The organism is Variovorax sp. V118 (assembly GCF_041154445.1).
Classification (GTDB): Bacteria; Pseudomonadota; Gammaproteobacteria; order Burkholderiales; family Burkholderiaceae_C; genus Variovorax; species Variovorax boronicumulans.
Genome location: NZ_AP028663.1, coordinates 5,481,470 through 5,494,300 on the forward strand (window position 1 = coordinate 5,481,470; position 12,831 = coordinate 5,494,300).

The 12,831-nt window shown below is 62.8% G+C and carries 6 protein-coding genes; all 6 read right to left on the reverse strand.

Annotation, left to right across the window (positions count from 1 at the left end; genetic code table 11):
* Positions 1–3 precede the first annotated feature (3 nt).
* A complete protein-coding gene (locus tag ACAM52_RS25475; protein ID WP_369644897.1) occupies positions 4–1,917 on the reverse strand; it encodes a protein kinase in 1,914 nt (637 codons plus the stop codon).
* A gap of 685 nt (positions 1,918–2,602) precedes the next feature.
* On the reverse strand, positions 2,603–3,238 hold the full coding sequence (gene tagF, locus ACAM52_RS25480) for a type VI secretion system-associated protein TagF (RefSeq protein WP_369644898.1): 636 nt from the start codon (positions 3,236–3,238) through the stop codon (positions 2,603–2,605).
* Complete coding sequence (gene tssM, locus ACAM52_RS25485; RefSeq protein ID WP_369644899.1) at positions 3,235–6,837, reverse strand: type VI secretion system membrane subunit TssM; 3,603 nt, start codon at positions 6,835–6,837, stop codon at positions 3,235–3,237. Before tssM ends, tagF begins: the two co-directional genes overlap by 4 nt.
* Positions 6,834–8,180 carry a DotU family type VI secretion system protein gene (locus ACAM52_RS25490; protein WP_369644900.1) on the reverse strand — a complete coding sequence of 449 codons (1,347 nt, stop codon included), beginning with the start codon at positions 8,178–8,180 and terminating at the stop codon, positions 6,834–6,836. The genes tssM and ACAM52_RS25490 overlap by 4 nt, the downstream gene beginning before the upstream one ends.
* 32 nt (positions 8,181–8,212) lie before the next feature.
* Positions 8,213–9,544 (reverse strand): type VI secretion system baseplate subunit TssK, encoded by a 1,332-nt coding sequence (gene tssK, locus ACAM52_RS25495; protein ID WP_159273670.1) that lies wholly within the window; start codon positions 9,542–9,544, stop codon positions 8,213–8,215.
* A 1,520-nt stretch (positions 9,545–11,064) separates the two neighbouring features.
* On the reverse strand, positions 11,065–12,564 hold the full coding sequence (locus tag ACAM52_RS25500) for a YfjI family protein (protein ID WP_369644901.1): 1,500 nt from the start codon (positions 12,562–12,564) through the stop codon (positions 11,065–11,067).
* Between the last annotated feature and the right edge of the window lie 267 nt (positions 12,565–12,831).

Below are 12,831 nucleotides of genomic sequence, written 5' to 3' on the forward strand. Positions count from 1 at the left end.
CGATTACTTCTCGACGATTTTGAAGTTCGCGACGCCATAGACGTCGTTGCACGGCGGGGCGCCCGGCGCGCAGACCGGTTTGCCCAACAGCGGCGACGGCCCGGTGCCGCGCGTGGCTTCGAGTGCCGCGAGCACCGGCAGCGGGAACTGCGGGAACACGCCTTCGTTCTGCACGCCCGAGGCGCCGAAGTCGCGCTCGTGCTCGCTCACGAGCACCGCGAACTGGTTGGTGCCGGCCGGCCCGCCGGCGTCCATCGGCCAGGAGGCACGCGGCAGCGCGAGTGCGGTGTTGGCGGTGATCTTGTTGTACTTGTCGAGCAGGTTCGGGAACAGCAGGAACATCTCGCCGCCGCTGGACAGCAGGAACACGTAGACGAAACCGTCGCGCTTGCTGCGCACCTCGAAGGCCAGCTTGTCCTTGCCGATGGCGACCTCGGCTTTTTTCGGCGTGGCCGTGACTTCGAAGCCCGGGGCGGCGCCTGCCGCTAGCGATTGCAGGGATTCGGCGGGGGTGCGCGGCTTGGGAGGCGGCGGGGGTGGCGGCGGCGGTGGGGCCTCGGCGACCTGGGTGGGGGTGTCGGGTGGGGGCGCGGGTGTGGCGGTTTGCGCCGTCTTGCCGGCATCGCCTTCGCTGCCCGAGCGGCCGAGGAACCACCAGCTGCCACCTGCTGCGGCGACCAGCACGGCGGCGGCGACTGCGCCGAGGACGGCCTTGTTGCTGCCGCCACTCTTGTGGTCGTTCGCAACAGGTGCCTTGGCGGCGATGGGCTTCGGCATGTGGGCCGTGCCGATCACCGTCGGTGCATCGGCACCTGATTGACTGCTGCTTCGTGCGCCCGACGGCGGCACGGTGCGTGGCGTGGGCGCGATGCTGTGGCCGACTTCGAGACCCAATGCCGCGCGCAGCTCCGCCATCGACTGCGGCCGCGCTTCGGGCCGAACGCCCAGGCCCGCATCGATCGCCGCGAGCAGCCGGTCGCTGTAGCGCTGGCGCAGGATGTCGTTGCCGGCCAGCGGCACGTAGCTGTCGGACAGCAGCCGCGCCACCGACGGCGGCGGCGCGCGACCGCACACGGCGACGTGCATCACGGCGGCGAGCGCGTAGACGTCGGTCCACGCGCCCTGCGACATGTCGGGCATCTCGGCGTACTGCTCGATGGGCGCGTAGCCGGGCTTGAGGATGACGGTGATCGCCTGCGTCTTGTCGGTGATCACGCGGCGCGCGGCGCCGAAGTCGAGCACCACGGGACGGCCGGAGCCTTCGAGCAGGATGATGTTGTCGGGGGCGATGTCGCGGTGGTAGCAGTGGGCGTTGTGCATCACCGCAAGTGCTTGGGTGACGCCGTCCATGATGCGGGTGAGCCAGGCTTCGTCGACGCCTGCCGGGATCGCTACGAGTGCCTCTCGCAAGGTGTCGCCCTTGTAGAAGGGCATGACCATGTAGGTGGTGCCCTTTTCTTGCCAGAAGCGGTAGACCTTGAGTAGCGAGGGGTGGTCGAACTGGGCGAGGAGGCGGGCTTCGTTGATGAAGCTGCGCATGCCGAGGTCGAAGGTTTCTCTGTGGCGTTCTGAGAGGGGGACTACGGTGCCGTCTTGCTGTCTTGTGGACAGCGAGGTGGGGAGGTATTCCTTGATGGCTACTACGCGTTCGAGGGTGTGGTCCCAGGCTTCGTAGACGACGCCGAAGCCGCCTTGGCCGACTACTCGGGTGACTTCGAATTCGGCGAGGCGGCTGCCTACGGGGAGGAGGCCGGCGTCGTGGGTGGCTGTGGCGGGACTTGTTACCGGGGTGCCTGAGGCTGTGGTGAAGCCGCCGGCTGTGATGACTGTGGCTCCGCCTGTGTCAGCTTCGGTTGTGGGCGTGCGTGAGACGACTCGGGTGCGGTCGTCTTCCGGGGGAAGGGCGTTGTCGGTCATTGACCTGCTCCTGCTAGGTGAACGCCGTTTTGGGTTTGCTTTCCGGGGCCGGGTCTCGGCCCGGCGGCCGACCTACTTTTCTTTGCTTCGCCAAAGAAACGTAGGCAAAAGAAAGGCGACCCTGCTGTCTGCGTCCCTCCGCTTCGCTGCGGGCAACCTGCGGTGCTCACGTTTCGCGGGGTCTCGCCCAAACTCGCTTCGCTCAAACAAGGGCGAGCCCTGATCCGCGAAACGCTGCGCTCCTCGGCGCATACAGAAGGGGTTGGGGAACCTCTCGGGCCATCGCTTCGCTCGGCCAGTGGGCCGCAGCAGGCGCTTTGCGCCTGCTGCGGCTGGGATTGGTAGTGGTGCGTGCGCAGCGCGTGCTCGCAAACGCGAGCACGGGATTCGGCTGTTGGCAACTGCCGGGCCGAGCGCAGCGACGGCCCGCCCGGTGTCAACGCCCCTCTGGCTGCGCCGAGGAGCGCAGCGTTTCGCGGATCAGGGCTCGCAGCTGTTTGAGCCGAAGGCGAGTTCTGCGAGACCCCGCGAAACGCGAGCACCGCAGGTTGCCCGCAGCGAAGCGAAGGGTCGCAGACAGTGGGGTCGCCTTTTCTTTGCTTACTTTCTTTTGGCGAAGCAAAAGAAAGTAAGTCCGCCGCCGGGCGGAACTCCCGGCCTCGGGAAGCAAAAGAAAGCAGGGCCCTCATTCCCCCCCCCCAAGAAACAAAGCCTCAAACTGCAAATCCCGAGGAAGCCCAGTAGCCAACACCCGAACCCCGCCTTCCAAACCAGGCGTCTCCATCCAAAGCGAGGTTCCAGCCAAAGGCAGCTCGAGCGATCGGCCCTCAACAGCGGCCTCATCGGCAGCAGAAGTCACAAACAACTGACTCAGCACCGCATCAAACCGCAGCGCATCCAAATCACCCTCAAGCCCTTCAAGCACAGCCTGCGTCCCCAACGCCCACCACCGAAGCGCAGCAACAAGCGCCTCTCCATGCAGCGCACCAGGTACGCCTTCATCCAACTCAACAGCGAGAGTGAACGGAAAGTACCGCCCCACCCCATCCACCGAAGGCATCAACACCCCCATCCACCCCCGCTCCCCCACCACCTGCGCCCCCAGCGCAAAGCACCAAACAGGCGCCTCCAGGTAGTGAGCAGTCCAATCCGCATGCCGATCCCGCAACCGAGCCAGCCCGCGTTGCAACCACGGGTCCCAGACCGAGCGAAACGCCTCCGGCAACCGCCGATGCGCAAAGTCCCCCATCCCCGGCAACTTCCCGAACCAGCCAGGAAGTTCACCGGAAACGAAGAGAGAAGAAGAAGAGGCCAAGCTCACAACCCCTCCGGACAAGAAAACTCCCGCAACTCCTTCAACCGAATCGGATGCTGCACGCTGTTCGTCGTCACTTCGAACCGCGTCTTCCGCGCCCCCACCTGGAACGTGATGAAGAACTTCTCCGGCGCATCCCCCGCTTCCAGCTGCCCATCGTCCAACGTACGGAACAAAGCCCAAGGCCCATCCATCGCCGACCCCGAACTCCCGGTGGTCGACGGCGGACTCACCTGAACGCGCACCTGGTTGCTCCCCTTCGGCCCCGGCCACTGCACCGCCATCGGCACCACCGGCCCGTGCGCGTACTTCACCAGCTGCCCGTCCACGTCGAGGATGAACTGGGTGATGCCCGCGTCCATCTCCACCGGCTTGAAGTCCAACCGCATCGACGGCCCGCGCCCGCCGCCGCGGAAGAAGATGTCCTTGATGCGCGCCGCGCGCTCGAACTGCGCCAACGCCTGCGTGGTGATCGCGCCGCGCTCGGCCACGGGCTTGTAGCGCCACGGCCGGGTGCTGGTGTCGACCAGCGCGGCCAGGCGCTTCTGGAAGAAGTCGTCCATCAGGCCGCCGGCGCCGAACATCTGGCCGAAGTCTTCGGGCAGCACGTCGCGCTTGCTGCTTTGCACGAACGGGTAGCGGCCCGCGATGGCGCGGTTGCAGAACTCGGTCACGGGGCGCAGGTCCTGGCTCAGGTTGCCGCGCTCGGCCACCTGCGCCTGCGCGGCGCCGGTCTGGCTCAGGTTCTCGATCATGCTGCGCACCGGCTCGGGCAGACGGCCCGCGTCCGACTTGAGCTTGCCGGCCACGTCGCCGGGCGGCGGCGAGGTGCGGCCCTTCACGGCCGTGTCGACGGCGTTGAGGTACACGTACACCTCGTTGAAGAGCTTGAGCGCATCGTCGATCGGCGCCGGCTGGTTCGGGCCGCCCGCGGTGACGAGGCGGCGCAGCGACTCGAAGCGGTCGTCCACGATGCTCTCGATGCGCTTGCCCGGTGCCACCTGCTTGCCGGGGTCGCTGCCGAACAGGTCTTCCAGGCCCTTGCGCGTGTTGCGCACGGTCTCGGTGGCCTTGCTGACGACGTCCTTGTTGGCATCGGCCGCGGGAATCAGCGTGGTCTGCTTGACCACCGCACGCAGGAAATTCGCGAGCGGCGAATCGACGCCCGACAAGATGCGCGCGGTCTCGATGTTCTTCTCCAGACCGCTGACGCGGATCAACCGCACGTCGGCCAGCAGCGCCTCCCACTGCTTGACGTACTCCTCGAGGTACAGGCGGCGCACGCGGTCGGTCAGCGCGCCGAGCGCCGCGGCGTCGCGCAGGCGCTCGCTGGCGTTGCGGTCCTGCCCGAGCACCCACGGGTCTTCGGCGGCGAGCAAACCGGTGAGCACCACGACCTCGTTCTGGAAGCGCTTGTGGTACCCGTCGTAGGTGAACATGCCCGGCACGCCCTCGCTCAGCGGCTTGCCGCTGATGCGCTCGAACACCAGCGGGCCCGACGGGCCGGTGGCCTGCGCCACGCTGAAGCCCGGGATGTCCTTGGTGGCGCGCTGGCGCTTGAGGCGGCTGAACACGCGCTGCTCCAGCGGGTAGCTCGCGAGCACGGCGCGCACGCTGCGCACCAGGTTCTCGTCCATCTTCAGCGGCGAGCGCGGCGGGCCCTGGGCGATGAGCACGTCGAGCTGGTCCTCGAGCGCCTTGCGCTGGTCTTCGGGAATGCCGCGGTCGAGGTTGCGCGCCCAGTCGAGCGTGATCCAGGCCTTCAGCGCCTCGGGGTCGAAGCGCTCGGGCTGGTAGAGCATCAGATAACTCTTGAGGGCCTCGTAGGTGAACTCGAGGTTGTCCTTCTGCGCGGTGCGCAGCTGGTCCTCGATGCGCTTAGCGATCTGCGGAAGAAACGCGTCGTTGAGCGCGCGCTGGTGCGTGAGCATGGCGGCGGCGTCGAGCTTGTCGCCCTGGTACAGGCCCAGCGTCATCGACAGCGGCTCGTCGCCCTGGCGGTTGTCGGGCGTCTTCCAGATGTCGCGCAGGCCCTGCAGCACGGGCGCGACCTCGACCAGGTTCTGCACGCGCGTCGGCAGCGCGGCCAGCGTCTTCTGTGCGGGCTCGACGCGGGCCTCGACCGACTTCAGGTAGTTGTTGTTCTGCCAGGTGCTGTAGCCCCAGGCTGCAAGCAGGCCGACGGTGACCAGCGTCATCGCGGCCACGCCCGCCAGGCGCAGCGTGTTGCGGCGGCGCTCCAGCTTCACATCGGCGCCGGCCAGGCGCTGCTCGGGGAACACCACCTCGCGCAGCAGCGCGGTGAGGAAGTAACTGCGTCCGCTCGACTTCTGCGGCGCGAGCATGGCGCGCTCGATGCCGAAGCTGCGCGCCAGGCTGCCCATCACGCGGTCGATGGGGCTGCCCTCCTGCGTGCCGCTGGTGAAGTACACGCCGCGCACCCACGGCGGTTGCGCAAAGCGCGAGCCGGTGAACACCTGTTCGAGCAGGTCGGAGAGCAGCGGGCCGACCGAGCCGAACTGCGCCGGAAAGCCGAAGATCGCCGCGCGGCGCGTGCCGTCGGTCTCGCGCTGCATGCGTGCGATGAGGCCGTCGTTGATGCGGTTGTGCAGCAGCCCGAACTCGCGGTGGAACGCAGCCGACAGGCCCTTCTCTTCCAGCTGCACGTTCTCGTCCGCCGGCAGCGTGAAGCCGAAGACCTGCGCGCGCTGCTCCTTGCCGAGGTCGTCGAAGTAGTCGGTGAAGCCGTAGAGCAGGTCGCTCTTCGTCACGAGCACGTACACCGGCAGGCGCGTGGTGAGCTTGCCGTCGAGCTCGAGCAGCCGCGCGCGGATCGACGCCGCGAGCTGCGTGCGCGCCTCGGGGCCCTGGCTCAGCAGGTCGCCCACGCTCACGGTGAGGAACACGCCATTCAGCGGTCGGCGCGGGCGCGCCTTCTTCAGCAGCCCGAGGAAGCCTTCCCACGCGCTCTTGTCTTCCGACTGGTGGCTGTCCTGCGTGGTGTAGCGCCCGGCGGTGTCGATGAGCACGGCCTCGTCGGTGAACCACCAGTCGCAGTTGCGCGTGCCGCCCACGCCGCGGATCGCGCCGGGGCCGAACTTCTCGGCCAGCGGGAACGAGAGGCCCGAGTTGACGAGCGCCGTGGTCTTGCCCGCGCCCGGTGCGCCGATGAAGACGTACCACGGCAGGTCGTACAGGTAGCTGCCGCCCGAGATCGACAGCCAGTCGCGCCAGCCCGGCTTCTTGCCGGCGGCATGCAGGCGCATCTGCTTGAGCGTGGCGACGGCTTCGCTGAAGCGCGTGTCGAGGATCTTCTGTTCGCCGTCGACCGGTGCACCGGTCTTGGCGGCCGGCGCCTTCATGAGGCCGTCGGTCAGGTGCTGGCTCGCACGGCGCGCGCGCCAGCGGCGGTACAGCGCGCGCAGCACGACGATGAGCACGATCACGCCGATGACGATGGTGCGTGTCATCTCGCCTTCGAGCGGCGCGAGCGAACCGATCTTCACCAGCGGGCCGATCCACCAGATCAGCAGCGCGACGACGATCAGCGCGAGCAACGTCAGCAGCATCGGGCTGAACAGGAAGCCGAAGATTTTCTTGATCATTTCGTCGCTCCTGGAACGGGAGCAGCCGGTGCAGCAGCAAGGCGCTCGGGTTCGGTCAGCAGCACGATGTCGACGCGGCGGTTGCGCGCGCGGTTGGCCGGCGTGTCGTTGGCCACCACGGGCTCGGCGTCGGCCTTGCCGTCGGAGCGCATGCGCGCGGGCTCGACCAGCGTGGAGAGCGCGCCCTTCACCGCATCGGCGCGCGCGGCCGACAGGTGCCAGTTCGACGGATAGCGCAGCGAGCGGATCGGCTGGTTGTCGGAGTGGCCGGTGATGAGCACCTCGCCCTTCACCTCGGCCAGCGCCTGGCCGATGCGGCGCAGCACCGGCAGCGAGGCCGCCATCGGCTCGGCGCTGCCCGAGCCGAAGAACGAATCGCCGCGCAGCCGCACCACGCTGCGGTCGGCCTCGTCGGTCACGGTGACCAAGCCCTGCTTGATCTCGGGTTCGAGAAAACGCGCGAGCCGCGGCGACTTGGCCGGCGCGGCAGGCGGTGCGATCTGGATGTTGGGCACGCGCAGGCTCGACACGGCCGCGTAGGTGGTGTCCGAACGGTGGTTGAGCGTGAGCCGCAGGCCGAACCACGCGAGCGCCAGCAGCAGCGCGAAGCCAGCCGCGAACACCCACAGCGGCAGCGACTCGCGCAGCCGCACCGTGCCCGCGCCCTGCCCACGCCAGTGCGGTGACAGCTCGGGCTCGACCGGCGGACGGTCTTTGGCGATCAGGTCGGCCAGGCGCTGGCGCACCGAGTCGAGCTGCGCGCGGCCGTTGTCGACCACGCGGTAGCGGCCCTCGAAGCCGAGCGCGAGCACGCTATAGATCAGCTCCAGCAATTGGCGGTGCGTGGGCACGTCCTGCGCGAGCTTGGCCAGCAGCTGGAACACCTTTTCGCCGCCCCAGGTCTCGTTGTGGAACTGCACCAGCAGGCTCTGCTTGTTCCAGCCGGCCTGCACGCCCCAGGGCGTGTTGGCCACGGCCTCGTCGAGCGCGGTGCACAGCACATAGCGCGCGGCCAGCACCGACTCGTTGCCCACGCCCGCGCGCCGCGCCGCGGCATCGAACTGGTTCACCGCATCGGCGGTGGACGCGCGCAGCGCCGGCACGTTGGGCGGCTGCGCGAGGTTGCGCAGCTTGCCGATCAGCACCAGCAGCTTGCCCGCGGCCGACACCAGCGGATTGAGCAGGCCGATCTCGCCCACCTCGGCCACGGGCGTCGGATCGGTGCCGCCGAAGAACGGCGCGGGTGCAGCGGCCGGCGGCGTGCCGCCCGGCGTGCGCGGCTTGGGCTTGATGACCGTGCGCTCGGACTCGAAGGCGGCAAAGGGGTCGGGAGGGGTGCTCATGGTGATGTTCCGTTTCCGTCAGCCACAGGCGGCTAGGAACGAATGGCCCAGAACGCGAGGTCCAAGCCGGGGAAATCGCCCGCGATGTGCATCGCGATGCCGCCCGATTGCTCGAGCTGGCGCCACAGGTCGCTGTTGCGCGTTTCGAGTTCGAAGTAGTTGGCGCCCGTGTGGAAAGGAATCTGGCGCGGTGCCACCGGCATCGGCGTCAGCGTGACGCCCGGCAGCGCCAGGTTCACGAGGTCGCGGATGCGCTCGACCGGGCCGATCTTCACCTGCGTGGGGAAGCGCGCGCGCAATGCCTCGCTCGGCATGTTCGCGCTCACCGCGAGCACGAAGGTCGCCTTGCGCTGCAGCTCCACGTCGGTCACCACCGCCACGCGCACGCCATGCTTGCGGTCGTGCAGGTCGATGCGGATCGCCGACTGCTCGAACACCATCGACAGGCTGCGACGCAGGTCGTCCATCACCGGGCGGAAGCTCAGCGCCAGGTCGTCGTGGATGTAGGGCCCGAAGCGCGTCACGCGGCGCGTGTCGCGAAAACTCGCGAGGTCGCCGGCCAGCCCGAGCGCGTGTTCGAAGAAATGCTGCGGGTGCAGCATCGCGCTCTTGGCCAGGTGCGCAAAGATGGCTTCGTTGCGGTTCACCGCCTGCAGCAGCATGAAGTCGGCGATCTCGGCCACGCCGCCGGTGCCGCCTTGCGTCATGCGCCCAGCCAGCGCCTCGCCGCGTTGGCGCAGCAGGCCCAGCAGCTCGTCGAGCCAGGCACGGATCACCGCATGGCCAGCCACATCGAGCAGCGGCGGCAGCATGGCGCGGTCGAGCTGCACCTGGTTGTCGACCCGGCGCTCGACCACGCGGGCCACACCCAGGGTCGCCCAGGCGTCGGTGGCTTCGCTGGCGCGCATCAGGCGCGTGTGGAGCTGGCCCAGCTGCAGCATCGCGGTGCGCTCGCCGGCCGTGTTGGAGTCGGGCACGTCCGACTCCAATACGCGGTGGCGCACCAGCTCCTCGTATTCCTCAGCGTCGGCTTCGCGCGCCCCAGCGCGGCGCAGCGGCAGCGCCAGCACCACGGCCTCGTCGCGCATGGACGCCGGAATGTCGATGGGCTCGGGCAGCGGATCGACCGCCGGCATGTCGAACACCGTGCCGTCACCGAAGATGCCCACCGCCCGCACCAACGCCAGCTTGCCCAGCGTGAGCGCCGCCGCGTCGATCTCGACTTCGGCGAAACCCCAGGCGTAGGGCGTGGTAGTGCGCAACAGCACATGCCGCGCATGATCGGCATGGCGCTCGCTCTGCTGCAGGTGCTGAGGCTGCAACAGCATCCCCTCGCTCCAGACCACTTTGGTTCGCCAACTCATCCGCACTCCGTCAACGGCAAGGGTGCCGGGAAGAAAGAAGAAACACGAAGTTTCCGGCGCGGGGGGCGGGAGGCAAATCCGCCTTAAGGCCTAGCTAATGGCCTAGGAGGGCAGATTCGAGGTACGGCAAAGGGAGTAGATGGGACCAGGCGAAGTTTGCGGCTTCCGGCAGGTCGGTTCTGAAGGTCGCATGACTCCCCTTCCTCGGGGGAGGTTTTTCGGCGATGAAAACAGGCCCTTTTTGCCTCGTTCCATGAAGCTGAGGACAGCGACTCTGAATATACGCTTCATGTTTACGCCGCATTAATACATCCACGGCAGAGGCCTCATCGGTTCAATTGATGAATTTTCTTCCGAAACTTCGATGCCCAGAGCGAATTGAGGATCACAACACCCGGCAAATGAAGCATCCTCGCTATTGAAAAATCAATGCAAGGCTCCGGTCACCGCCCATCCCACATCGAGGATTTTTTAAAACAAAATCTTTGCTTTTTGAATCAAGAGTTAGCAAAAACAAGTTCCGAACACCTCACCTGAAGTTGCTTCGACAGACCGCGACGCCAACTCCATCTGATTTACTACCACGCGACAATGCCACGCATGTCAAAAAAATTTATTGACTACAAAATTAAAATCAATTCTGCGTGACATCAAAACCGACCACAAAGAACTTCAACGCATTGATTCGCGTCAAATCAGCAATTGCATGCTGAAATTCCCGCTTGCAACATGCCGACCTCCGCAGAGCTTCTTAAACTCGGGAAATTTACGTAGCGACGCGTGAGCTAAGCTTTTCGCGTAGCTTGTGCGCATTCAAGTGCAAAAAAATTGTGAGCGGTAGATTGATTTTTCATTTAGCGAACCGTTCACTACTTTACTTTTAAGGTTGATCCAGCCTTCGGCTGGTCAACAAAATCCCTATGTCCCGCAAAATTACATGGCTTGACCAGGATTTTATCAGGGTTTGAGGGCCGCACGGACCGATTGACGTGGCAATGATGATTCGATCTAAATCCTCTTTCATGAGATTTTAATTATCAACCCGTTTCAAATAAGTCAAATCAAAAAAAAGATTACCAACCGAAGATTGAAATGGAAGCCTCACATTTTGCAGCTCCAGCCCGGCCCTACTCCCAGCGCGCTTTAGCATGCGTCGGACAACTGGCTGATCAAGTACGTCAAAGGCACATTCCGCGGAAATATTTCTATCCCCTTCAATTGCAAACCCTGATCATTCCGCGCATATCAGTGCACACGGAAATGCATCGAGGGCACCGCCATCGTCATGCGATACAGCGAAGCCGGCACACGCATCGTCAATCTGCAGTGATCCTTCGATCGATCGTCTACGCCGTTGGCACTTCGAACGGTGGAGTTGTGCCGCCTCACTCCTATCCCCTATCGCGCGAATCAGCAAGACGCCCCGGGGACTATGAGTTTGCCTTTCTCTTGAAAACATTTCAGCTATAGACTTAGTGTGGCGATTCTGGCGAATTTCGCCAGAATCGCCACTACTCAAGTCAAAGAAGTGATTGTTGTTGAAGATCGTGAGCTGGCGTAAGGACGATCCACTCCTCTCCTGTGGGCAGCGGGTACTCCAGGCTGACCTTACCCACATGTTCAAGGTAGTCCAGTGCTGGTTGCCACACACTGCTCCTTCGCAGAAAGTGAGGAGTGGCATTTTTTGCAATCAATTTCTTGGGGACAATGGATGCAAGGGAGTTCCACATTGCTTTTTTATTTAACCAATGCAAAAGTAGTTCGGCATTTTTTTCGATTGGATCATTTTCCTTTCTGCTGAAGTAAAAATAATGCTCCACAAGATACCATTGGCATACATCGATGGCGCACATGACGCTTTCTCTTGTAATTTTTTGAGGGGCGATGGGATGGCTGAAGCATTCAAAGATCGCGGCCATTCGAGCGATGTTTTCTGAGACCTTGGAGGCCATTGCTCTGATACTTTCCAACGGACCACCTCGGATCATGAAGTTTTCAATCAAGGTTGAATACTCGCTCCATATTTTCGCCGCTTCTGCACTGAAATGCATCGGAGGAATTGGTTCGGAAAGAGGTTTTGAATAGGAAATGTCGAGCAACTTTCCAATCTCACCATTGAAGGCGTCGAGTCCCCCGTAGACTGGCTCGTATCCAGACGGAGGTTTCCGTGTGCCAATTTTTGACTGTGGAAATGAAAACAACGAACGTGCAAGAAGACCACTTTCTTCCCAGATGTTGTTTTCCTTTTTTAAGGCGCGAAGGAAAATCTCTGGTTGCAGCATCAGGTGTACCGTCAAGCGAGGATTTTCGATGGTAAAACTCTCCGAGCTAGTTCTCTCGACGCTCAACGATTTTCCATTCCAACTATTATTTAGGTTGCCCACATTTGCAGTTGCGAATGATGCAAGTGCACTTGCGCCCTCATCAGAAATAATGCTGGTTGTTGGTTGGTATTTGTCAAAAAAACGAAGAAATGCTGCAGAGGTCGTATTGTCGATCTGAAGCTTCAATCCTTTTGGCTCTATGGGCTCTGATCCAAGAATTTTTCCTTGATCGTAGCGAAGCGCTTCCAGATTTTCTGTTTTTTCATCGCGCAGACATCGATCAATCTTTTTCTCGAGAACTCGCTTCTGTTGATTCCAAAAATGAAGGTCTGCTTTGTATTTTTGAATCTTTTCCTGAAATTCCAAATCAAATCTTCTTTGAAACTCTCTGACAGGCTTCATGAGCAAGGCGTCAGTTGCGGTTTTTCTCTCTCCTGATGCTGCGAGAGTAAAGAAGTAAAGAGATAAAGGGGAAATTTGCCCTGAAGGATGGATGACGGTTCGCCTTGCTTGGCACGCAATCGAAAGAACTGACAGGATAGAGCTTGTTATCAGGGCTATTGGGCTTTGAATCTTTTCTGAGACCTCGTTGATGGTGCCTTGAATTAAGTGATGATAATTATTTTTTGGCGGATGTTCTGTATGTGCTTCTCTGTTGTTTAATTTCTGAAGCAGGTCAACTGAAAAGTTATTCATTGATTAAAAGCGAAGGAAAAGTACTGAGGAGATGCGGGAACAAGGCTCGTTGGATTCTTATTTTTTCCGGTCAAGCTGCGCTGAGATTTGAATGAATACTGAATGATGGCGCGCCCAAGGGGGACGCCCGGTGCCACGGTTGGATTGCAAAAAATTTCGGCCCCATATGACAGAGCTGACAACCAAGCATCCGTCTTCATCGTCGCACCTTTGGACGAGAGTCCAGTAGCCTTGATAGGTAGACCCGAGGCCGATGAGTTGGATCTT